We start from the raw sequence: 21,853 nt of genomic DNA on the forward strand, positions 1-21,853 counted from the left end.
ATGGGGTTCGCACGCACCTGCGCGGTGGCGCTCGTGGGCGTCGAGGGAGTCGTCGTCGAGGTCCAGGCGGACCTCGAACCGGGCGTCGCGGCCTTCACGCTCGTGGGCCTGCCCGACAAGAGCCTGACCGAGAGCCGCGACCGCGTCCGGGCGGCCGTCGTCAACTCCGGCGGCGAGTGGCCGCAGAAGAAGCTCACCGTCGGACTCAGCCCGGCGTCCGTACCGAAGGCCGGCAGCGGCTTCGACCTGGCCGTCGCCTGCGCCGTCCTCGGCGCCGCCGAGCGCATCGACCCACGCGTCCTCGCCGACATCGTGATGATCGGCGAGCTCGGACTGGACGGCCGGGTGCGCCCCGTCCGGGGCATCCTCCCGGCCGTGCTCGCCGCCGCCGACGCCGGATACGAACAGGTCGTCGTCCCGGAGTGCGCGGCGGCCGAGGCATCCCTCGTCCCGGGCGTCTCCGTGTTCGGCGTACGCAGCCTGCGCCAGCTGATCGCCGTCCTCGCCGACGAACCCGTCCCCGACGAGGAACCCGAGGACCACGGCCGCCCCGACCCGCTGCTCGCGGGCCTGCGGATGCCGGGGACCGGCGCGGCCACCGGCATGCGGAACCTGGGCGCCACCGCCTGCGACCACGGCCACGACCTCGCCGACGTCGTCGGGCAGACCTCGGCACGCACCGCCGTGGAGGTCGCCGCGGCCGGCGGGCACCATCTTTTCCTGGAGGGCCCGCCCGGCGCCGGCAAGACGATGCTCGCGGAGCGGCTGCCCGCCATCCTCCCGCCGCTCGGCCGGCAGGAGTCCCTGGAGGTCACGGCCGTGCACTCGGTCGCGGGCCTCCTCCCGGCGGGCAAGCCCCTCATCGACGCGGCCCCCTACTGCGCCCCGCACCACTCCGCCACCATGCAGGCCCTGGTCGGCGGCGGCCCCGGCTTCGCCCGCCCCGGCGCGGTGTCGCTCGCTCATCGAGGGGTGCTTTTTCTGGATGAAACCCCCGAATTCAGCGGTCAGGCGCTCGACGCCCTGCGTCAGCCGCTGGAGGCGGGCCACGTCGTGATCGCCCGCAGCGCCGGCGTCGTCCGCTTCCCGGCGAAGTTCCTCATGGTCCTCGCCGCCAACCCCTGCCCCTGCGGGCGCTTCTCCCGGACCGACGACCTGTGCGAGTGCCCGCCCTCCGCCATCCGCCGCTACCAGGCCCGGCTGTCCGGGCCGCTGCTCGACCGCGTCGACCTCCGCGTCGAGGCCGACCGCGTCACCCGGGCCCAGCTCGCCGAGCGCGGCGCCCGCGGCGAGTCGACGGCCACCGTTGCCGACCGGGTGCGCGCCGCCCGTGAGCGGGCCGCCGCGCGGCTCTCCGGCACCCCGTGGCGGACCAACAGCGAGATCCCCGGACGCGAGCTGCGCAGCCGCTGGCACGCGGTGAGCGGCGCCATGGACGAGGCCGAGCGGAACCTGGAGCGCGGCGTGCTCACGGCCCGCGGCCTCGACCGCGTCCTGCGCGTCGCGTGGACCGTCGCCGACCTCGTCGGGCACGACCGGCCCGACGCCACGGACGTCGCCCTCGCCCTGCAACTGCGCACCGGAGTCCCCCGCGGCGTCCCCATGGCGATCGGGGCCCTGACATGAGCGGCGCCGGGGCACCTCGGGAGGCCCCTTCGGACGCCCTGCTCGACCGGGTCTTCCTCAGCCGGGTCGTCGAGCCCGGCGACGAGACCGCCGGACGCTGGGTGCGCGAGTACGGCACCGGAGCGGTCGTACGACGGCTGCGGGAGGACGCCGAGCCGCCCCTGCCCGGCATCGGCCCCCGGCGCTGGGAGGGGCTGCGCGCCCGGGCGGCCCGCGCGGACCCCGCCCGGGACCTCGCCGCGGCCGACAGCGCCGGGATGCGGTTCGTGTGCCCGGGGGACGCCGAGTGGCCCGGGCAGCTCGACGACCTCGGTGACGCGCGGCCCCTCGGACTCTGGGTGCGCGGACCGGCCGACCTGCGCATGTGGGCGCTGCGCTCCGTCGCGCTGGTCGGAGCGCGGGCCTGCACGGAGTACGGCGCGCACATGGCCGCCACCCTCGCCGGAGCGCTCGCCGAAGAGGGCTGGGTGGTCGTCTCCGGCGGGGCGTACGGGGTGGACGGCGCGGCCCACCGCGGCGCCCTCGGCGCCGGCGGGGCCACCGTCGCCGTCCTCGCCTGCGGCGCCGACCGGCCCTACCCCCGCGGGCACACCCAGCTGATCGACCGGATCGCGGCGCAGGGTCTGGTCGTCGGCGAGCTGCCACCGGGTGAGCACCCCACCCCGAGCAGATTCATCGTGCGCAACCGCGTGATCGCCGCCCTCACCCGGGGCACGGTCGTCGTGGAGGCCGCCCACCGCAGCGGCTCCCTGGCCACCGCGCGGGCAGCCCGGCGCCTCGGCCGGCACACCATGGGCGTCCCCGGCCCCGCCACCAGCGGACTCTCCGCCGGCGTGCACGACCTGCTGCGGCAGGACGCGGTGCTGGTCACCGACGCGGCGGAGATCATCGAACTCGTCGGGGACATGGGGGAGCTGGCCCCCGAGCGGCGCGGACCCGTCCTGCCACGGGACCTGCTCGAACCGAGGGCACGGGCGGTCCTGGCCGCCCTGCCCGGCCCGCGCGCCGCCCGGGCGGACGAGATCGCACGCGGCGCGCAGACCACGGAGGACGACGCCGTCGCGAGACTGTACGAACTCCGCTCACTCGGCTGGGTCGAACGACACGGCGACGGCTGGAAGTTGACACGCCAGGCGATGATGACCGCCCGCACCGGGCGACGTCCATGCTGACCGAGCGTGTTCGGCCGTACGGGGGAACACGGACGCCCTTGTGAATTCCCCCAGTTGGGGTGTTCGTGTGATCACGCAGCGCGACCGTCATGCCCCGGCGGAGCGTCCAGCGGAACGTATCTGCGTACGGCTCGGCCTCCACCCTTCGCGCACCGCGACACGTCAGTCACGCTACGCTCACGGGGTTCCGGCTCGGACGGGCCCCACGACACGGAAGGCGAGTACGGCGACCACGACGACCTCCAGACCGACGGCTCCCCAGGCACCCCGCTTCACGGCAGAACGGCACTAGGCAACGAATGCCCCAGCACACCTCCGGGTCCGACCGGGCGGCGATCCCCCCAGCCGCCCGTGACGGTGGCAGCGCGCGGCCGCCCGCTCCCTCGACACTCGACGAGCTGTGGCGGTCGTACAAGGCGACGGGGGACGAGCGGCTGCGCGAGCAGCTGATCCTGCACTACTCGCCCCTCGTCAAGTACGTGGCGGGCCGGGTCAGCGTCGGCCTGCCGCCCAACGTCGAGCAGGCGGACTTCGTGTCGTCCGGGGTGTTCGGGCTGATCGACGCGATCGAGAAGTTCGACGTCGACCGGGAGATCAAGTTCGAGACGTACGCGATCACCCGGATCCGCGGCGCGATGATCGACGAACTCCGGGCGCTGGACTGGATCCCGCGCTCCGTCCGGCAGAAGGCGCGCAACGTCGAGCGCGCGTACGCGACGCTGGAGGCGCGGCTGCGGCGCACGCCCACCGAGTCCGAGGTGGCCGCAGAGATGGGCATCGCGGTGGACGAACTCCACTCGGTGTTCAGCCAGTTGTCGCTGGCCAACGTCGTGGCCCTGGAGGAGTTGCTGCACGTCGGCGCCGAGGGCGGCGACGGCCTCAGCGTGATGGACACGCTGGAGGACACCGCGGCGGACAACCCGGTCGAGGTCGCCGAGGACCGGGAGCTGCGGCGGTTCCTGGCGCGGGCGATCAACACGCTCCCCGAACGGGAGAAGACCGTGGTGACGCTGTACTACTACGAGGGCCTGACCCTCGCCGAGATCGGCAACGTCCTCGGTGTGACGGAGAGCCGGGTCAGCCAGATCCACACCAAGTCCGTGCTCCAGCTCCGGGCGAAACTGGCCGGCTTCGGCCGGTGACCTGCTCCGACGGCAGTGGCGTTCGGCGCAGACACTCCCGTCCGGGGAGCGGCGTCCGTACAGTGGACGGGTGCCAAGGATTCGAGCGGCCTCCGTGGCCGAGCACCGGTCGATGCAGCGAGCCGCCCTGCTGGACGCGGCTCGTTCCCTGTTGTCCGAGGGCGGGACGGAGGCGCTGACCTTCCCGGCCCTCGCCGAGCGCACGGGACTCGCGCGGTCGTCCGTGTACGAGTACTTCCGGTCGCGGGCCGCCGTGGTCGAGGAGCTGTGCGCCGTCGACTTCCCGGTCTGGGCCGCCGAGGTCGAGGCCGCGATGGCGGAGGAGACCACCCCCGAGGGCAAGGTCGAGGCGTATGTCCGCCGCCAGCTCGCACTGGTCGGCGACCGGCGGCACCGGGCCGTCGTGGCGATCTCCGCGAGCGAACTGGACGCCGGCGCCCGCGAGAAGATCCGGGCCGCGCACGGCGGGCTGATCGCGATGATCGTCGAGGCGCTGCGGGAGATGGGCCACGCCGAGCCCCGGCTGGCCGCCATGCTGCTGCAGGGCGTCGTCGACGCGGCCGTCCGCAGGATCGAACTGGGCGCCGCGGAGGAGCCGGCGGCGATCACCGACGCGGCCGTCTCGATGGCGCTCAGGGGAGTGCGGGGCTGAGACCCGGCCCGGGACCCCGCCCGGTGGGCACCGGCACCCCCAGGACCGGCAGTAGGCGGGACGGGCCGTGCAGGAGCCAGGGCGGGAGCAGGGCCAAGGGGTTCAGATAGCCCTCGCCCCGGCGCAGCCCCCAGTGCAGGCAGACCGCCGGACAGTGTGAGCCGGCCGGCTCCACGGTCCCTACGACGGCACCCGCCGCCACCTCCTCGCCCTTCCCGACGGACGCCCGCACCGGTTCGTACGTCGTGCGCAGCGGCGGGTCCCCCGTCCCCGCCAGCTCCACCGACACGACCCCCTTGCCGGCCACCCGGCCCGCGAAGGACACCCGTCCGGCCGCCACCGCCCGCACCGGTGTGCCGGCCGGGGCCGCCAGGTCCACGCCCCGGTGGCCACGGCCGTACGGCGTCGCCGGGGGCTCCCAGGCGCGCAGGACCGGTGGGCGCGACCCCACGGGCCAGGCGCGGCCGAGCGTCGGGACCCCGGGCTCCGCGGGGTCCGCGGGGTCCGCGGGGGCCGGAGCCGCGCGCACCCGGGCGGCGGTCGGGGTCAGGTCCGGCACCGGTGCCAGCAGGACGGCGGCCGTCAGGAGGAGCAGCAGGACCAGCCGCCCGGACGCCCTCGCCGCTTTCACGTATCGCCGCTGTGATCGCTTCTGTCGCATGTCCGAACAGTGGCGCAATCCCGCCGATCATGGCCGGTATCTGTGGACAACCTCCGTGCTGTGGACAGCGGCGTCACCCGGGACCTCGAAGGTCCCGTACACTTCTTCTGGCGATCCGGGTCACCGGGTCGACTTCGCACGCCCCGACACCCCGCCGGAAACGGTCGGTGTCAGCGCCCCTCGGTCCTTTGCGGCACGGCGCACGCGGGCGTCAGGCGCGGGAGCCGTCCGGTTCCCGCGGCACAACCGAGAACCAAGGAGAACACGGCCATGGCCGTCGTCACGATGCGGGAGCTGCTGGAGAGCGGCGTCCACTTCGGTCACCAGACCCGCCGTTGGAACCCGAAGATGAAGCGCTTCATCTTCACGGAGCGCAACGGCATCTACATCATCGACCTGCTCCAGTCGCTGTCGTACATCGACCGCGCCTACGAGTTCGTCAAGGAGACCGTCGCCCACGGCGGCACGGTCATGTTCGTCGGCACGAAGAAGCAGGCGCAGGAGGCCATCGCCGAGCAGGCCACCCGCGTCGGCATGCCCTACGTGAACCAGCGCTGGCTGGGCGGCATGCTCACCAACTTCTCGACCGTCTACAAGCGTCTGCAGCGCCTCAAGGAGCTCGAGCAGATCGACTTCGAGGACGTCGCCGCGTCGGGTCTGACCAAGAAGGAGCTCCTGGTCCTCTCGCGTGAGAAGGCCAAGCTCGAGAAGACCCTCGGTGGTATCCGCGAGATGCAGAAGGTGCCCAGCGCCGTCTGGATCGTGGACACCAAGAAGGAGCACATCGCGGTCGGCGAGGCCCGGAAGCTCAACATCCCGGTCGTCGCCATCCTCGACACCAACTGCGACCCCGACGAGGTCGACTACAAGATCCCGGGCAACGACGACGCGATCCGCTCCGTCACCCTGCTCACCCGCGTGATCGCCGACGCCGTCGCCGAGGGCCTCATCGCCCGCAGCGGTGTCGCCACCGAGGGCAAGGGCGAGAAGGCCGCCGGCGAGCCGCTGGCCGAGTGGGAGCGCGACCTGCTCGAGGGCGAGAAGAAGGCCGACGAGGCCCCGGCCGCCGCCGAGACCCCCGCCGCCGAGGCCCCCGCCGCGGAGGCCCCGGCCACCGAGGCTCCGGCCGCGGACGCTCCGGCCGCCGAGGGCGAGCAGGCCTGACACCGTCAGCGTTGACGGCGGGAGCGGTACTGGATCCCACGGCCCCCGTGCCGGGGTGAAACCCGCTCCCGCCGTTCACCTGTAGGTCGACGCGAGGCCCGCGGCCCCGGCCGGTCCATGGCGGCCGCGGACCCCGTCAGATCTTCGATCTTCCAGACTTCCAGAAAGATTCACAGACTCATGGCGAACTACACCGCCGCTGACGTCAAGAAGCTCCGCGAGCTCACCGGCGCCGGCATGATGGACTGCAAGAAGGCGCTGGACGAGGCCGAGGGCAACGTCGAGAAGGCCGTCGAGGCGCTCCGCATCAAGGGCCAGAAGGGCGTCGCCAAGCGCGAGGGCCGCTCCGCCGAGAACGGCGCCGTGGTCTCGATCATCGCCGACGACAACTCCTCCGGTGTCCTCGTCGAGCTGAAGTGCGAGACGGACTTCGTCGCCAAGGGCGAGAAGTTCCAGGCCGTGGCCAACGCCATCGCCGAGCACGTCGCCAAGACCTCCCCGGCCGACATCGAGGCCCTGCTCGCCTCCGAGATCGAGCCCGGCAAGACCGTCCAGGCGTACGTGGACGAGGCCAACGCCAACCTCGGCGAGAAGATCGTCCTGGACCGCTTCGCCCAGTTCGGCGACGGCTACGTGACGGCGTACATGCACCGCACGATGCCCGACCTGCCCCCGCAGATCGGTGTCCTCGTCGAGCTCGACAAGCCGAACGCCGAGATCGCCAAGGGCGTCGCCCAGCACATCGCCGCCTTCGCGCCGAAGTACCTCTCCAAGGAGGACGTGCCGGCCGAGGTCGTCGAGTCCGAGCGCCGCGTCGCCGAGGAGACCACCCGCGCCGAGGGCAAGCCCGAGGCCGCCCTGCCGAAGATCGTCGAGGGTCGCCTCAACGGCTTCTTCAAGGACGCCACGCTGCTCGGTCAGCCTTACGCGCTCGACAACAAGAAGTCCGTCCAGAAGGTCCTGGACGAGGCCGGTGTCACCCTGAAGCGCTTCACGCGCATCAAGGTCGGCATCTGAGTCCGTACCGCGCTCGACGCCCCGCCCCTATAGGGTCGAAGGCAGTCGATGGCGGACGCCGCCACCGCGCTCGCGCGGGTGACGGACGACAGCAGATCTGACGAGGAGGCCATTGCCGCGCATGGGATGCGAACACACCCCAACCGGCAATGGCCTTTCTCGCATGTGCACCCAGTAACAAAGGCGGGATCTCGATGACCACCAAGGCCCAGAAGAGCGACGACGGCAAAGTACACGGCCGGTTTCTGCTGAAGCTGTCCGGAGAGGCCTTCTCCGGCGGCGGGGGACTCGGTGTCGACCCGGACGTGGTGCACAAGATCGCCCGTGAGATCGCGGCCGTCGTCCGCGACGGCGCGGAGATCGCCGTCGTCATCGGCGGCGGCAACTTCTTCCGCGGCGCCGAACTCCAGCAGCGCGGCATGGACCGCGCGCGCTCCGACTACATGGGCATGCTCGGCACCGTGATGAACTGCCTCGCCCTCCAGGACTTCCTGGAGAAGGAAGGCATCGACAGCCGGGTCCAGACCGCCATCACCATGGGGCAGGTCGCCGAGCCGTACATCCCGCTGCGCGCCGTGCGCCACCTGGAGAAGGGCCGCGTGGTCATCTTCGGCGCGGGCATGGGCATGCCGTACTTCTCCACCGACACCACCGCCGCGCAGCGCGCCCTGGAGATCGACGCCGAGGCGCTGCTCATGGGCAAGAACGGCGTCGACGGGGTCTACGACTCCGACCCGAAGACCAACCCGGACGCCGTCAAGTTCGACTCCCTCGGATACGGCGAGGTCATCACCCGGGACCTCAAGGTCGCCGACGCCACGGCGATCACTCTGTGCCGCGACAACAAGCTCCCGATCCTCGTCTTCGAGCTTCTGGCGGAGGGCAATATCGCCCGTGCCGTCAAGGGTGAGAAGATCGGCACGCTGGTGGGTGAGCAGGGAGGCCGGGGCTGACGCCTCGGCACCGACCCGTCCGAGGGACGGACGGGACGGACCCTGGCCGGGGGATGGACAATGTCCTGCCGGTCGGGAACCGTGCAGGAAGAAGACGCGACGCAGCCGGCCGCCGCCCCCCACAGGAACCGCAGCCGGGCCTTTCACTCAAGACACGCAGGAGCAAGTGGTGATCGAAGAGACCCTCCTCGAGGCCGAGGAGAAGATGGAGAAGGCCGTCGTGGTCGCCAAGGAGGACTTCGCCGCGATCCGCACCGGGCGTGCGCACCCGGCGATGTTCAACAAGATCGTGGCCGACTACTACGGTGCGCCGACGCCGATCAACCAGCTGGCCTCGTTCTCCGTGCCGGAGCCGCGCATGGCGGTCGTCACCCCGTTCGACAAGAGCGCGCTGCGCAACATCGAGCAGGCGATCCGCGACTCCGACCTCGGCGTCAACCCGAGCAACGACGGCAACATCATCCGGGTGGTGTTCCCCGAGCTCACCGAGGAGCGCCGCCGCGACTACATCAAGGTCGCCAAGGGCAAGGGCGAGGACGCCAAGGTGTCCATCCGCTCGGTCCGCCGCAAGGCCAAGGACGCCATCGACAAGCTGATCAAGGACGGCGAGATCGGCGAGGACGAGGGCCGGCGTGCGGAGAAGGAGCTCGACGACACCACCCACAAATACGTCGCTCAGGTGGACGAGCTGCTGAAGCACAAGGAAGCCGAGCTGCTCGAGGTCTGATGAACGACTCTTCCTGGGGCGCGCCGACCGGGGCCGGGCAGGCCGGGTACTGGGGGCCCGACGATCGAGGACCTGTCCAAGGGGCCGACCCGGCGGGTCCCGCGTACGATGCGCCTCAGGCGCAGCAGACTCGCCCCATGCCCATCGTGCCCGACGAACCCGCGTACGGCGGAGACCAGGATGACGACCGGGGGGCCGCTCGGCTGAGCGGCCCCTTGTTCCGGGAGGAACCGCCGCAGGCGCGGCCTCACCACACGCCGCAGGCGCAGCCGTTCCCGGCGGTGCCGCAGAATCCGGAGCCCATGCCCGACGCGTCGCAGCCGGCGCCCCCGCCGCAGAAGAAGAGCGCGGGACGCGACCTGACCGCTGCCATAGGGGTCGGCGTCGGGCTCGGCGTCGTGATCGTGGCGTCCCTGTTCGTCGTCAAGGCCGTGTTCGTCGGTGTGGTCGCCGTGGCCGTGGTCGTGGGCCTGTGGGAGCTGACCAAGCGGCTGGAGGAGCGCAAGGGCATCAAGGCGCCGCTCGTGCCGCTCGCGGTCGGTGGCGCCGCGATGGTGGTCGCCGGGTATGTGCGGGGCGCCGAGGGCGCCTGGGTGGCTATGGCGCTGACCGCGCTGGCCGTCCTGGTCTGGCGGATGACGGAACCGCCCGAGGACTATCTGCGGGACGTCACCGCCGGCGTCTTCGCGGCGTTCTACGTACCGTTCCTCGCCACCTTCGTCACGATGATGCTGACCGCGGACGACGGGGCGTGGCGCGTCCTGACGTTCCTGCTCCTGACGGTCGTCAGCGACACCGGCGCGTACGCCGTCGGCTGGCGCTTCGGCCGGACCAAGCTGGCGCCGCGCATCAGCCCCGGCAAGACCCGTGAGGGCCTGCTGGGCGCGGTGAGCTTCGCGATGGTGGCGGGCGCGCTGTGCATGCAGTTCCTGATCGACGACGGCCGCTGGTGGCAGGGCCTCCTGCTGGGCCTCGCGGTCGCGGCCAGCGCCACGCTGGGCGACCTCGGCGAGTCGATGATCAAGCGCGACCTGGGCATCAAGGACATGGGCACGCTCCTGCCGGGCCACGGCGGCATCATGGACCGCCTGGACTCCCTCCTGCCGACGGCACCGGTGGTGTGGCTGCTGCTGGTGGTGTTCGTGGGGTCGGGCTGACCCTGACGGCCCCGGTCCGCCGGTCGCCGGTCCGCGATGTCTTCTCCGGAGCCCCCGCTCGTGCTGAGCGGGGGCTTTGGCGTATGCCGATCTTGAGGTTCGGCAGGGTGGCTAGGGTGCGGCGGGAGACAGGTTCCTGGGGAACAGGTTCCTGGAGGACAGGTTCCGTGGGGGAGGGGGACGCATGGACGCCGACACCCGGGTCCGGACCCGCATGTCGGCGTACGCGATCGTCGCGGAGGGCGATCGGATGCTGCCGGCCAGGCTGTCGGACGCGTCGCCCGTCTTCGCACCGGGACTGTGGCACCTGCCCGGTGGGGGTATCAACCCGGGCGAACAGCCGGTCGAGGCGCTGGCACGCGAACTGAGGGAGGAAACCGGCCTGGAACTGACCGGGGCGGCGCTGCTGGACGCGCGGACGTACGTGGCCCGGCGGAACGGCGTGAGGTGGAGCCTGACGGCGCTGTTCTACGCGGCGGCCGTCGAGGGTGGAGTGCCGGTCAGGGCCGAGATCCACGGTTCCACGGAGACGGCGGCCTGGGTGCCGCTGGCCGACCTGCGGCGGGACGACGGCGTTCTGTCGCCGCCGGCCGCTGACGCGGTGGGCATGGTGGAGCGGGCGAGGGAGGTGCTGGGGGCCGCGCGACGGCGGTGAGCATGACCGTCAGGCTCGCCCACGGCGGCTTGATGCGTCAGCGTGGTTCCGGTGCGGAGGGGTCCGCGCGGAAGTGGGCCGGGGTGCGGCCGAAGTGGCGTTTGAACGCGTGGGAGAAGGCGTAGGGCGAGCCGTAGCCGACCTGTCGTGCGACGGCGGTGAGCGGCTGGTCGCCGGTGCGCAGCAGGTGTGCCGCGCTGGTCATCCGCCACCAGGTCAGGTAGGTCATGGGCGGCTGTCCGGTCAGGGCGGTGAACCGCCGGGCCAGGGTGGCGCGGGACAGGCCGACGCGGGCGGCGAGGTCCTCCAGCCGCCAGGGTGCGGCGGGCTCGGTGTGCAGCGCCTCCAGTGCGGCCGCGACCTCGCGGTCGCGCAGGGCGCGTGGCCAGCCGTGGTCGGGGTGCTCCTCGAACCAGGCGCGGGCCAGGTAGACGAGCAGGAGGTCGAGCAGTCCGGAGACGACGGCGTCCCGGCCGGACCTGCCACCGGTCACCTCGGCCGCGAGGAGGTCGACGGCCGCGCGCAGTTCGGGGTGGCGGCTGGGGCCGGCGGGAAGGTGGACGACGTCGGGCAGCGAGCTGAGCAGGGGGTGTCCGCGCGTGTGGTCGAGGCGGTACTTGCCGCACAGGAACTCGACGCGGCCCTGCGGGTCGGCCTCGGCGTCGTCGAGGGGGACCGCGCCCTCGGCGCGGGGGGCGTGGGAGAGGACGTGGGCGCTGCCGTGCGGTACCAGGACGACGTCCCCGGTGGCCAGCGGCACGGGTTCGGCACCCTCGGTGAGCAGCCATCCGCTGCCGCGCAGCAGCACGTGGAAGCCGGCGCCCTCGTACGGGTCGAACCGGTAGCACCAGGGCGCGTCCACCCGCAGCCGACGGGAGTCCGGGCGGCCGGTGCGCATCGTGGTGATCACGTCGCTGAGTACATCCACGCCGTCACCGTACGCGGAGCGGTGTACGCACCGGAAGCGCCCCTGCTGAGACGATCACGCAGGCGGATGAGCCATCCACGCATGGATCTGCTCACCGTGCCGCCCTAGCGTCGACATATGCACACCACGCACACCACGCACACGATGCGGCGTTTCCGGCTCGGCGAGGTCGAGGTCACGAAGGTGGTCGAGTGGCAGGGGGAGATCGCCCCGGCCCGGTTCATGATCCCGGACAGTCCGCCGGAGATCTGGCGGGACAACGAGTCCTGGCTGGCCCCGGACCACTGGCGCCCGGAGTCCGACGCGTACCACGGCGCCGTCCAGACCTGGGTGCTGCGCAGCGAGGGCAAGGTCGTCCTGGTGGACACGGGGGCGGGCAACGACCGGACCCGGCCGCAGGTGCCGCTCTTCGACCACTTGCGCACGGACTTCCTGGACCGTCTTGCGGCGGCCGGTGTCCGGCCCGAGGACGTGGACGTCGTGATCAACACGCATGTCCACTACGACCACGTCGGCTGGAACACCCGGCTGGACGGCGACTCCTGGGTCCCGACGTTCCCGAACGCGACGTACCTGATCCCGAAGGCCGACAAGGACTACTTCGATCCGAGCAACGCCCACCGCCGGCCCACGCCCCGGGACGATTACGAGCAACGGCGGCGAGAGGGCAGCCACTTGGTGTACGAGGACAGCATCACGCCGGTGCTCGACCGCGCCGTACTGTGGGAGGACGGCCACCGCGTCGACGCACACCTCACCCTGGAGCCCGCACCGGGGCACACCCCGGGCTCCTCGGTCGTCCGGCTGTCCTCCGGCGGGGACCGCGCCGTGTTCGTCGGAGACATGCTGCACAGCCCCGTGCAGATCCTCGACCCCCGGTTCAACAGCTGCTTCTGCGAGGACCCACATATGGCCGCCGCGACCCGCCGAGCCGTACTCGAACAGGCAGCGGACCGACGGGAACTGATCGTCCCCGCACACTTCGCGGGCCCGGGCGCGGTCGAGGTCCGCCGGGACGGCAGCAGCTTCACGGTGAGCGGCTGGGCGCCAGGGACCGACTGAGAGCCGCACTGTGACGATGGCCGACCCTGCCGACGCGTACGTGGCAGTGGGTCTGGACATCACGCGGCTCGCAGTGTCCTGGCCGGATCGCCCCCTTGTGTGCCCTTCGTGTACGTGTCACACAAATCAGAGGCGGGGACCAGGGGGAGGGGGCGCTGCATGTCGGTGTTGGGTGGCTATTCGGTGGGGCCGTCGGGTTGGGCCGTCGAGCGGTTTGGGCGGCATGCCGGCGCGCTTGCCGCTGCGGTTCCGGTGCAGCTGGCCAAGGCGCACGCGAAGGCTCATGCCGCGCACCTTGCCGCGGGGCTCAAGAAGCGGAGTCCGTACGGCGTTGCCCTGGCGGGTCTCGTGCGCGAGCACCTGGCGGAGAGCGCTCGGGAGCTGGGGGAAGCCGTACGGGACGTGCGTGGGTACGAGTACGCGGTGATCAACGATCACGCACTCTTTCCCTTCCGGTACGCGGACCGGCCCAGGCCGCTGGATCGGGCCCGGCTGCCGGCGAATGCTTCTCCTACGCGGCAGCGGCTGTTTCGGGCGCACGGGCCGCAGTCTCCGGAGGGGCTGTTCGAGGTCGACGAGGATCTGGCGACCGAGGAGTACCTGGGGCTGCACGAAGCGTTCGAGGAGCTGGGAGCCTCCACCCGGCTCGTCTGTGTGTTCTTCACGGCCGACGCCGAGAACGGCATCCATGCCATTTACTGGGGCGACGCCCATCTCGAACCCGACCGCACCTTTACATGGCTGCGTCATGAGCAGCTCCCGGTCGCTCCGGCGCAGGTGGAATGACCCGTCGGGGCGTCGGTGGGCCGTCCCTGGGCCCGACCAACGCCGACCGGCACCCGTGGGCGACCGCCCCCACCCCACTCCGACCCGGGCACCCGCAGTTGATCTGCCACACTGGAAGGGTTATGCCTGCACCCGGAGAACTGATCTCCTACAGGCATGGAGAAGCCCCCTACCAGCGGTTCTTCCGCCAGCAGGGGGCCGTTTCGTATCCGGTGGGCCGTCCCTGGGCCGTCAGGGATCCTGGGCCGTGCCGAAGACGTCGTCCAGGGCCCGGCGGGCCCGCTCGCTGCTGCTGGGCATCAGGTGGGCATACACCCGCAGCGTCATCGCCGGATCGGCGTGCCCCAGGTACTCGCTCACGGCCTTGATGCTCTCGCCCGCGTCCAGGAGGACCGAGGCGTAGAAGTGGCGAAGGGCGTGCATCCCGTGCTGCCGGGCGGAGGCGTACGGCTTCCCGGGCTCCGGCGTGGGTATGATGCCAGCCGCGGCGAGTGCGGGCTTCCACTCGTGCACGTTGAAGTTGCTCCGCCAGACGACCCCACCCACCGTGTTCGTGAAGATCAGACGCCGCTCGGTGAGCGGACCGTCCGGCCTGCCCCACGGCAACTTGATGTCCACGGGCGGGTGACGCTCCATGTGCCGGCGCAGAGCGGAAGCCACTGTCGAAGGCAGCGGGACGTTCCGTTCCTTGTTGCCCTTGGGCGGAGCGAAGACCGCGACCCCCCGGATGAGCTTGACCTGAGTCGTGACGCGCAATGTGTGGCCGTCGAGCTGGACGGCGTCCTCGGACAGACCAACGATCTCGCCCTGACGCAGACCGCAGCCGCTGCCCACGGAGACCATGGCCTGGTAACGCTCGGGCAGAGCATCGCGGACAGCACGTACCTGGGACGGAAGCCAGGGCACGACCCGAGCGGCCGAGACGACCGGCGGACGGACCGATGCCGCCGAGCACGGATTCCGGGCGAGGTGGCCATCGTCCACGGCGGCCGACAGGACCGCGCGGACGTTGGCGTAGATGTTGCGGGCGTAGGCGCCGCCTATCGCGTCGTTCTCCAGGTCGCGGACGAACTCGCGGATGTGCACCGGCCGGAAGGAGCCGAGCGGACGCGCGCCGATGCGAGGGAACGCGTGCAACCGAAGCCGGGTCTCCACTCCGATGCGGGTGTTGAGATCGGTCGTCTGTCCGGCGATCCAGCGTTCCGCGTACTGCTGGAAGGTGATCCGGGCGGCCTTGGGATCGACGTACTGGCCTCGGGACATGTCGGCGGCCGTTTCGGCCAGCCACTCTTCCGCCTTGCGCTTCTGACGGTCAGGGAAGGACCGGCTCTTTTCCGTGCCGTCCGGACCGACGTACCGGGCCCGGTAGCGCAGGCCGCTGCCGTAGCGGTCGGTCTTCACTCTCACCGGTTTGCCGTCCGGGCCCGGCTCGGTCTTGTACCAGCGGTCCTGCACGTGGCCGGGCATCAGGCGGCCACCTCGGTGAGACTGTCGACCCACTCGCGAAGCCGGACGGGGTCGTAACGAAGGTGCCGGCCGACGCGGAAGGCTGGAGGACCTGTGCGCTTCCGCCGCCACTGGTACAGCGTCTCGACCGGGACGCCTAGCAGCTCGGCGACGTCGGCCGGGGTCAGGTACCGCTCCGGAAGCGTGCGAACGGTCATGTAATGGCTCCTTCCAAGACCAGGTCTCGCAGTGCTTCGCGGGCGGTTTCGCGGTTGAGCTGGAGGTCGCGGGCGATGGTGGCGGCCAGGGCTGATTCGCCGGGGGTGTGGCCGTGGCCGGCGTACTGCCAGTCGGCCAGGACGAGGACGGTGTCCGGCTCCTGGTCGTCGAGGCCGAGGGCGGCGTGTTCCTGGGCGGCGCGGTAGTCGGCGCGGGCCTGGCGGAGGGCGCCGAGGGTGGTGGAGTAGCGGCGGGACTTGGAGGAGAAGTGGCCGCGGAAGCCGAGCATGTGCGCCCAGGCCCATAGGCGCCGGTCGGGGTAGAGCGGGTCGAGCAGCTTGCAGGCTTCGATCAGGCGGCGGGTGTGGTCGGGTACGTCGTGGCGGTCGAGTTCGGCGAGTTCGCCGATGCGGCGGTCTAGCGTGCCGGTGTTCTCGGCGGCCTTGGTCGCGTACTTAGCTACGTACGAGGCGACCGCTTGCTCCGTGATGTCGGAGCCGTCCCCGAAGGCCTTCACGGGGCGGACGTCGAGCTGCTTGCCCCAGCGGAAGGTGCGGGCCGGTTGGTCCTCGGCGGCCGGGACCGAGACCGACGTGTACGAGTGCGCGGCAGCGGCCCGGATGGCGTCGGCGAGGAGGTCGACCGTTGCCCACGCGGGCGGGGGCGTGTCGGGGCCGTCCGGGCCGTCGAGGCGGATCACGGCATGGAAGTGCAGGGCACCGCGTTTCTGGAATTCGGCGACCTTGCCGTACGAGACGCGCAGGTGGTCGGCGAGTTCGCGGCGGGTGAGGCCGGCGCGGGCGGCGATCTCGCGGCGGAGCCGGGTGGTGAAGCGCTGCCAGAGCTGCCCGGCGTGGTTGTTGAACAGGACGGCGCCCGCGTAGTCGTACGTTGCCGGGTCGAGGGCGGTTCCCAGGGCCGGGTCGTCGGCGGCATGGCGTGTGCCGCAGCGGCAGCCGCCTCGGTCGGGCCGGTTGTGGACCGGGCCGAACGAGGGGGCGGTGAGGGTGGCGAAGACACGGGGGTGGTCGCGGACGTTGGCGGGGATGTCGCGTCGGTCATCTCCGGCGAGGCCAGCGCGGATGAGGTGGTAGGTGTCGCCCGCGTAGGTCCAGGCGCAGGACGGGCAGCGGGAGGCGCGGCGGTTGCCGCAGGCGAGGCGGAGGCGTCCGCCGGGCTCGTGTTCGGTGGAGTAGTGATGCAGGGTCTCGCCGGTGGTCTTGTCCTTGTGGAGGGTCCATCCGGTCAGGTGGATGGGGTCGGAGCAGCCGCCGGTGCGGCGGATCTGGTCTTCCCAGCGGTGGTAGTCAGGGGCCGAAGCCACCCTCAGCAGGTCGCCGAGGGTGGTCGGGTCGAGCAGCGTCTCAGGCACGGGCGCCCTCCCGCGTACGGCGGGCGGGGACGGTGCCGAGGCCGTCGCAGGCCGGGCAGTGGGCGGTGATGGTCCGCAGGTGACCGTGTCGGTCGCGGCCGCCGAGGGTGATGGCGACGGAGCCGAAGCCGTCGCAGTTCGAGCAGATCCGGGCGTTGCCGGTGGCGGCCGGGGTGGAGCCGGTCATGATGGGGGTTCCTTCCGGTTCAGTGGATCGGACAGGACGGCGCCCGGGCGGCGGAGACTTGGCGGTTGAGGCCGCCCGGGGGCCGGTCAGCGTCGCTTGGCCTCGGATGCGAGGAGCGAGCGCAGGACGACGGCGCAGACGGCGACCGAGGCGCCGGTGATGGCGACCGCCAGGAGCAGGGAGACCAGGACGGCGCCGACGACCAGGACGACGGCTGTGCCGCCGCCGACGAGGGCGAGCGCGGTGCCGGGCGTGAGCTGGACGGTGGGGCGAGGCCGGGCGGGTTCCGTCGGGTAGGTCGGCGGGGTGTGCGAGCCCGGGACGATGGCAGTCGGCTCGACCACGGTGGGCGGCGTGACGCGGCCGGTCGGGGTGGGCATGGTCGGGATCTTCGGGCGGAACATCAGTGGTTCTCCCTTCGGGCGCGGGTCACTTGATGAAGGTGTCGATGCCGGGGGCCAGGACGCTGTCGGCGAGGAGGAAGCCGCCGAGCAGGAGCACCGCGATGAGCCAGGCGGGCGGGCGGATGAGCTTGACGCCGAGGTAGCCGACGACGAGCAGGGCGAACCAGAGCGGGACATCCATGGCGGTGGTCTCCTAGCGGACCTTGCAGCGGTGGGTGCGGGCGGCGAGCTGGGCGGCGGACTGGCTGGAGTAGTCGGCGGACCAGCCGCAGTGGTCGTTGCTGCACACGGCGGCGTGCTTGGTGGTGCCGTGGCGGTCGCGGTGGGTGCCGATCTGCACCGGGCCGATCCGCATCACGGAGTGGAAGAAGTCGCGGGCGGGCATGTCAGTCGGTCTCCGTTCGGGTCAGGTTCGGGTCGGGGAAGGCGGCGCGGATGCCGGCGGCGGTGGCCGGGTCGGTGGTGAGGCGGGCGGCCTCCTCGGCGAGCAGGTGGGCGAGGAAGGGCCGGTTGGTGGCGGCCATCTCGCGGGCGGCGTCGAGGTGGTCGGCGGCGGTCAGGTCGGCCGGATCGCTGGTCATGGCGTGTCTCCCGTCGGTGTCAGGCGAGTTGGGCGGCGATGGCGGCGGCGAGTTGGGGCGGGACGCCGAGGCGGGCGCGCAGGGTGTCGGTGTCGATGGGCGATCCCGTACGGGCCTGGTGGTCGTCGGCGACCTTGCGGGCGTGGTTGATGAGCGCGGCCGGGACCGGCGGTGCTGTGACCGGAGGAGCCGGTGCGGGCTCGGCGGCGGGAAGCGCCGGGGTGTCGTCGGCGGCCGGGACGGGCTCGGGCTTCGGGGCGTGCGTGGGCACGGGCTCGGGTGCCGGTTCGGGGGCCGCGGCTGTAGGCGCCGGCGGTTCCGGGACCTGCTCTGCGGCGGAGTGGGCCAGGAGCGTCCCGCCCATGAAGGCGAGTGCGGGCCACGCTGCGACGAGGATGCGCAGCCACGCCGGGACCTGGTCCAGGTCGAGCAGCCCGGCGGTGGCGACGTTGGCGCCGAGCGAGGCGAACAGCGCGGTGATGAACCAGCACCAGGCCAGCCGGGACGGCCCGTCCGTGCGCAGTCGGCGCCAGGCGGCGACCAGGAGCAGGTCGACACTGATCGGGTAGGCCCAGGCCTTCCAACCGTCCTGTCCGGCAGCGGCAGCGAGGTCGTGGAGGTGGGCGAAGGACAGGGCACCGGCGATGACGGCCTGGACCAGGACCGCGTCGATGCGAAGAGCGGGGCGGGCCATCACGGCTCCCTTCTGAGATGAGGCATGGCGGGGGTAGGGACCTGGCGCGAGACGGTCGCGCCGACCGGTTGGACAGGGAGGATCAGGCCGTGACGGGGGCTGCCTTGGACAGCGGCACGCGAGGAGCAGACGGCGCGGCTACGGCAGGCCGGAACGGCTGCAGGACGGGCAGCGCGGGCGTGCGGTCGGCGTGCTTGTTGCAGACGTTCACGGCTTGGCGCAGAGAGGTGTGCGGGGCGCGGATGCGGTGCCAGCCTCCGGTGGAGTCACAGGCGATGGCGACGCCGCGCAGCTCGGCGGGTATCTGGATGGCGGCCAGGACGGCGTCCGGGGAGATGTCGCCGAAGGCCATGTTCGCGGAGGTTTCGTCGTTGACGCGGTGGGCGGTGCGGCCGGTGAGCTGGGCGCGGAGCATGGTGATGCCCTTGCCGAGTTCGGAGCCGAAGCGCTGCCCGCAGATCTCCAGGTAGATGCCGGCCGCGCGGCCGAGCTGGGCGAGGCGGACCAGGGCGGTGATGATGCGGTCCCGCCGCTTCTCTTCCTCCTTGTTGGCGAACAGGGCCAGCTCGGCGACCTCGTCCACCAGGACCACGACCGGGACCGGACGCAGTTCCTCGGGCAGATCCCAGATGTCGGCGGCGATGTCCGCGTCCGGTACAGCGACGCTGATGCGCTGCTCGGCCCGGATCAGTTGGTAGACCCCCTGCATGTGGTCGACGAGCGCGTCGAGCAGCTCGGCGGCGGTGTCGGGGTTGTCGGCGAGCGCGGAGAACCGGCGGGCCAGCGGGAAGAGTTCCACTCCCTGCTTGCAGTCGATGCCGACCAGGGCGACGTCCATCGGGGCGAGCCCGGCGACCAGGTTGCGCTGATACACGGACTTGCCGGACTCCGTCGCCCCGAGGGTGAGGGCGTGCGGAACGGCGCGGTAGTCGCGGTAGTGCACCGAGCCGTCTTCCCGCAGCGCGACCGGCACCCGCATGGGGCGAGGGTCCGTCTTGGCGGGCATCTGCACCCGCTTGAGCACGTCATAGCCGGTCATCCGCAGCTCTACGACGCCGGACCGCACTTCGCGGGAGGTGACGCCGTACATCGAGAACGAGTGCCGCAGCCGGTCGGAGGCAGCCGCGACGTCGAACGCGTCCTGCCCCGGACGAAGCTTGAGCCGCAGGACGAGCCCTGTACGAGTCGGGCGTAACCGAAGGATGCGCGGCACCCGGGACTCAGGCGCCGGCCGGTCGGCGATCCGGGCGAGGGCGAGGCGCCAACGCGAGGGCGGAACGGTCAACCCGCAGGCGTCCATGACCGAGGCGTACCGGAACAGGACCCGCAGCGCGGCGAAGGTGACCCCGAAGGTCAGCCAGTACCAGGCGGGACGCCGCCACCGCAGGAGACCCGCAGCGGCGACGACCAGCACCAGGGCGACCGTGAACGCGGTCATGATCAGGCCGCCTTGGGCTTCGCCGCAGCGTCGGCGAGCGAGGTGACGGCGACCGCGCGGAACGCGATGCCGTGCCGCTTCTGCCCGTTGAACTCGTTCTCCCACGGACGGGCGACCAGGCCGGTGAGGGCGACCGGGGTGCCCATGGCCAGCTCGGCGGAGATGCCCGGCTCCGGGACGGTGATGGAAAGGATCTCCACCTCGTCGTTGGCCGCGAACATCACGTCGACGGTCATCATCGTCGCGCCGGTCTCGGCGTCGGTGGCGATCTCGCCGGTACGGCGGTCCTTGACCTTGGGCTGCGGGGCCTTGGCGACCATCACGGTGGCGTTGGCGGTGTCGACGGGAATCTGGCGCACAGCAGATCACTCCTACGTAGATGCTGGACTCCGTCACTCATGTACATGAGTGACATGAAGAAGAGTGCATCACTCCTATACATGAGTCAACCCGCCGCGGGAACGAACTCGCGACGGGCTGTGGGTAGTTGAGCGGGCGTCAGTCTGCTGCCGGGATCCGATACTCGAAGACGAACTGGTCAGCGGCCATGAGCGTGTCGCAGACCTCGACCACCAGGCCCTCGGCCGTACGGGCTTCTCGGATCAGATGAACCAGGGGCGCACCCGGGCTGAGCGCCAGCTCGGAAGCCTCTGCCTTGGACGCCGGCCGCGCTTGCAGCGTCTCGACGAACTCGGCGAACTCGTGCCCGTGCTCTTCGAGTCGGGCGTAGATGCCACCGCCGCCAGGGTTCTCGGCGAACAGCTCCGGGATCTCCTTGACGACATCCCACGGCAGGTACGACGTCGCGGTCTCGACCGGCGTGCCGTTGCGGAAGTAGAGACGCCGGCGGGCGAGAACCTGAGTGCCGACGGGCACGCCCAGGCGGCGGGCGGCATCCTCGGGGGCCTCCATCGGCCCGATGTAGAGGACGCTCACCTTGGCGGAGGCGCCGGACTGCTCGGACTCGGCGAGATACGCGGCCTTGCCGCCCTGGCGCAGCGAGCGCCGGAAGCGGTCGGAGGAGCGGTGCCGCACGGGCGGCCGGTCCTTCACGATGGAGCCCTTGCCGTGCCGGGTCTCGACGAGGCCGCTCGCACGCACCTCGACCATGGCCTTACGGATGGTGCCGCCAGAGACGCCGTAGCGGTCAATCAGCTCGGACTCACTCGGCACCATGTCACCAGGCTTGAGGACCCCTGCCCGGATCTGCTGAACGATCTCGTTCGCGATCTGCACGTACCGAGGTACAGCCTTGTCTCCTCCTACCGCGGTTCCCATAGTCCTTCTCTTCCTCCTATGCTCCTGTACATGAGTCAATCACAGGAGGCAAGGCAGGCACCATCGCTGCACTCGGTATCCGTGGCCGGAGCCGTGGTGCGCGAGGACGGGCGCCTCCTGGCGATCCGCCGCGCCGACAACGGCACTTGGGAGCTCCCCGGCGGCGTACTCGAACTCGAAGAGACCCCCGAAGCGGGCGTCGCCCGCGAGGTCCTGGAGGAGACAGGCATCCAGGTCGAGGTGGACGAACTCACCGGCGTCTACAAGAACACGACCCGAGGCATCGTCGCCCTAGTCTTCCGCTGCAAGCCATCCGGCGGCGAGGAACGGACGTCCGACGAGTCGACGGCGGTTGCTTGGCTCACGCCCGACGAGGTGGCGGAGCGCATGTCCGAGGTCTTCGCGATCAGACTGTTGGATGCCTTGGATGGCAACGGTCCCCACGTACGAAGCCATGACGGCCGGCACCTCATCGCAGCGGGATAAGACTTTCCCTACTTCATCAAGGCCCGCGCACGGCGCGGGCGCGCGC

27 protein-coding genes are annotated in these 21,853 nt (G+C 71.5%); 13 read left to right on the forward strand and 14 right to left on the reverse strand.

The features are described 5' to 3' along the window. From F8R89_RS25330 to F8R89_RS25345, 4 genes are all read left to right on the forward strand, one after another. On the forward strand, positions 1–1,626 hold the full coding sequence (locus tag F8R89_RS25330; RefSeq protein WP_151786095.1) for a YifB family Mg chelatase-like AAA ATPase: 1,626 nt from the start codon (positions 1–3) through the stop codon (positions 1,624–1,626). After that, positions 1,623–2,798: a DNA-processing protein DprA gene (gene dprA, locus F8R89_RS25335; protein ID WP_151786096.1), complete on the forward strand. Its 1,176-nt coding sequence runs from the start codon at positions 1,623–1,625 to the stop codon at positions 2,796–2,798. The genes F8R89_RS25330 and dprA overlap by 4 nt, the downstream gene beginning before the upstream one ends. Positions 2,799–3,097: 299 nt before the next feature. Beyond that, on the forward strand, positions 3,098–3,940 hold the full coding sequence (whiG, locus tag F8R89_RS25340; protein ID WP_062666734.1) for an RNA polymerase sigma factor WhiG: 843 nt from the start codon (positions 3,098–3,100) through the stop codon (positions 3,938–3,940). Between the two features lie 94 nt (positions 3,941–4,034). Continuing rightward, positions 4,035–4,592 carry a TetR/AcrR family transcriptional regulator gene (locus F8R89_RS25345; protein ID WP_151788277.1) on the forward strand — a complete coding sequence of 186 codons (558 nt, stop codon included), beginning with the start codon at positions 4,035–4,037 and terminating at the stop codon, positions 4,590–4,592. On the opposite strand, the gene F8R89_RS25350 is transcribed toward F8R89_RS25345, so the two are convergent. Beyond that, on the reverse strand, positions 4,573–5,253 hold the full coding sequence (locus F8R89_RS25350; protein ID WP_151786097.1) for a murein hydrolase activator EnvC family protein: 681 nt from the start codon (positions 5,251–5,253) through the stop codon (positions 4,573–4,575). The two genes, F8R89_RS25345 and F8R89_RS25350, sit on opposite strands and share 20 nt — an antisense overlap. A gap of 270 nt (positions 5,254–5,523) precedes the next feature. Between F8R89_RS25350 and rpsB the strand changes: the two genes are divergently transcribed. The 6 genes from rpsB (at position 5,524) to F8R89_RS25380 (ending at position 10,926) form a co-directional block, all read left to right on the forward strand. Beyond that, positions 5,524–6,417, forward strand: a complete 894-nt coding sequence (gene rpsB / locus F8R89_RS25355; protein WP_151786098.1) for a 30S ribosomal protein S2 — start codon at positions 5,524–5,526, stop codon at positions 6,415–6,417. Between the two features lie 180 nt (positions 6,418–6,597). Continuing rightward, the gene (tsf, locus tag F8R89_RS25360) at positions 6,598–7,434 is read left to right on the forward strand and encodes a translation elongation factor Ts (protein ID WP_151786099.1); all 837 of its coding nucleotides are present in this window, start codon (positions 6,598–6,600) and stop codon (positions 7,432–7,434) included. Between the two features lie 194 nt (positions 7,435–7,628). Next, on the forward strand, positions 7,629–8,387 hold the full coding sequence (pyrH, locus tag F8R89_RS25365; protein ID WP_055623272.1) for a UMP kinase: 759 nt from the start codon (positions 7,629–7,631) through the stop codon (positions 8,385–8,387). Positions 8,388–8,556: 169 nt separating this feature from the next. Then, positions 8,557–9,114: a ribosome recycling factor gene (gene frr, locus F8R89_RS25370; RefSeq protein ID WP_062666818.1), complete on the forward strand. Its 558-nt coding sequence runs from the start codon at positions 8,557–8,559 to the stop codon at positions 9,112–9,114. Beyond that, positions 9,114–10,271: a phosphatidate cytidylyltransferase gene (locus tag F8R89_RS25375; RefSeq protein ID WP_151786100.1), complete on the forward strand. Its 1,158-nt coding sequence runs from the start codon at positions 9,114–9,116 to the stop codon at positions 10,269–10,271. The genes frr and F8R89_RS25375 overlap by 1 nt, the downstream gene beginning before the upstream one ends. Positions 10,272–10,455: 184 nt before the next feature. Further along, positions 10,456–10,926, forward strand: a complete 471-nt coding sequence (locus tag F8R89_RS25380; RefSeq protein WP_151786101.1) for an NUDIX hydrolase — start codon at positions 10,456–10,458, stop codon at positions 10,924–10,926. 37 nt (positions 10,927–10,963) lie between these two features. Here the strand turns inward: F8R89_RS25380 and F8R89_RS25385 are convergent, their stop codons facing one another. Then, positions 10,964–11,854 carry an AraC family transcriptional regulator gene (locus tag F8R89_RS25385; protein WP_151786102.1) on the reverse strand — a complete coding sequence of 297 codons (891 nt, stop codon included), beginning with the start codon at positions 11,852–11,854 and terminating at the stop codon, positions 10,964–10,966. 144 nt (positions 11,855–11,998) lie between these two features. Here F8R89_RS25385 and F8R89_RS25390 point away from each other — a divergent pair, with 144 nt between their 5' ends. Both F8R89_RS25390 and F8R89_RS25395 read left to right on the forward strand, forming a co-directional pair. Then, positions 11,999–12,916, forward strand: a complete 918-nt coding sequence (locus F8R89_RS25390; protein WP_151788278.1) for an MBL fold metallo-hydrolase — start codon at positions 11,999–12,001, stop codon at positions 12,914–12,916. A 159-nt stretch (positions 12,917–13,075) separates the two neighbouring features. Continuing rightward, entirely contained in the window at positions 13,076–13,702 is a 627-nt protein-coding gene (locus tag F8R89_RS25395) for a hypothetical protein (protein ID WP_151786103.1), read from the forward strand. A 231-nt stretch (positions 13,703–13,933) separates the two neighbouring features. On the opposite strand, the gene F8R89_RS25400 is transcribed toward F8R89_RS25395, so the two are convergent. From F8R89_RS25400 to F8R89_RS25455, 12 genes are all read right to left on the reverse strand, one after another. Next, positions 13,934–15,169: a tyrosine-type recombinase/integrase gene (locus F8R89_RS25400; RefSeq protein ID WP_151786104.1), complete on the reverse strand. Its 1,236-nt coding sequence runs from the start codon at positions 15,167–15,169 to the stop codon at positions 13,934–13,936. Beyond that, on the reverse strand, positions 15,169–15,366 hold the full coding sequence (locus F8R89_RS25405; protein ID WP_151786105.1) for a helix-turn-helix domain-containing protein: 198 nt from the start codon (positions 15,364–15,366) through the stop codon (positions 15,169–15,171). The genes F8R89_RS25400 and F8R89_RS25405 overlap by 1 nt, the downstream gene beginning before the upstream one ends. After that, the gene (gene repSA / locus F8R89_RS25410) at positions 15,363–16,739 is read right to left on the reverse strand and encodes a replication initiator protein RepSA (RefSeq protein ID WP_151786106.1); all 1,377 of its coding nucleotides are present in this window, start codon (positions 16,737–16,739) and stop codon (positions 15,363–15,365) included. The genes F8R89_RS25405 and repSA overlap by 4 nt, the downstream gene beginning before the upstream one ends. Continuing rightward, positions 16,732–16,926 (reverse strand): hypothetical protein, encoded by a 195-nt coding sequence (locus F8R89_RS25415; RefSeq protein WP_151786107.1) that lies wholly within the window; start codon positions 16,924–16,926, stop codon positions 16,732–16,734. Before F8R89_RS25415 ends, repSA begins: the two co-directional genes overlap by 8 nt. 86 nt (positions 16,927–17,012) lie before the next feature. Then, on the reverse strand, positions 17,013–17,330 hold the full coding sequence (locus F8R89_RS25420; RefSeq protein WP_151786108.1) for a SpdD-like protein: 318 nt from the start codon (positions 17,328–17,330) through the stop codon (positions 17,013–17,015). A 25-nt stretch (positions 17,331–17,355) separates the two neighbouring features. Then, positions 17,356–17,511 carry a hypothetical protein gene (locus F8R89_RS25425; RefSeq protein WP_151786109.1) on the reverse strand — a complete coding sequence of 52 codons (156 nt, stop codon included), beginning with the start codon at positions 17,509–17,511 and terminating at the stop codon, positions 17,356–17,358. A 12-nt stretch (positions 17,512–17,523) separates the two neighbouring features. Then, positions 17,524–17,715: a mobile element transfer protein gene (locus tag F8R89_RS25430; protein WP_151786110.1), complete on the reverse strand. Its 192-nt coding sequence runs from the start codon at positions 17,713–17,715 to the stop codon at positions 17,524–17,526. 1 nt (position 17,716) lies between these two features. Continuing rightward, positions 17,717–17,911 carry a hypothetical protein gene (locus F8R89_RS25435; protein ID WP_151786111.1) on the reverse strand — a complete coding sequence of 65 codons (195 nt, stop codon included), beginning with the start codon at positions 17,909–17,911 and terminating at the stop codon, positions 17,717–17,719. A 19-nt stretch (positions 17,912–17,930) separates the two neighbouring features. Beyond that, positions 17,931–18,605 carry a DUF2637 domain-containing protein gene (locus F8R89_RS25440; protein WP_151786112.1) on the reverse strand — a complete coding sequence of 225 codons (675 nt, stop codon included), beginning with the start codon at positions 18,603–18,605 and terminating at the stop codon, positions 17,931–17,933. Positions 18,606–18,687: 82 nt separating this feature from the next. Continuing rightward, on the reverse strand, positions 18,688–20,043 hold the full coding sequence (locus F8R89_RS25445; protein ID WP_151786113.1) for an FtsK/SpoIIIE domain-containing protein: 1,356 nt from the start codon (positions 20,041–20,043) through the stop codon (positions 18,688–18,690). A gap of 2 nt (positions 20,044–20,045) precedes the next feature. After that, positions 20,046–20,402, reverse strand: a complete 357-nt coding sequence (locus tag F8R89_RS25450) for a hypothetical protein (RefSeq protein ID WP_115507966.1) — start codon at positions 20,400–20,402, stop codon at positions 20,046–20,048. A gap of 139 nt (positions 20,403–20,541) precedes the next feature. Further along, the gene (locus tag F8R89_RS25455; RefSeq protein WP_151786114.1) at positions 20,542–21,321 is read right to left on the reverse strand and encodes a GntR family transcriptional regulator; all 780 of its coding nucleotides are present in this window, start codon (positions 21,319–21,321) and stop codon (positions 20,542–20,544) included. 18 nt (positions 21,322–21,339) lie between these two features. Here F8R89_RS25455 and F8R89_RS25460 point away from each other — a divergent pair, with 18 nt between their 5' ends. Continuing rightward, a complete protein-coding gene (locus F8R89_RS25460; protein ID WP_192806224.1) occupies positions 21,340–21,807 on the forward strand; it encodes an NUDIX hydrolase in 468 nt (155 codons plus the stop codon). The last annotated feature ends 46 nt before the right edge of the window (positions 21,808–21,853 follow it).

Origin of the sequence: Streptomyces sp. SS1-1 (assembly GCF_008973465.1) — a bacterium.
Classification (GTDB): Bacteria; Actinomycetota; Actinomycetes; order Streptomycetales; family Streptomycetaceae; genus Streptomyces.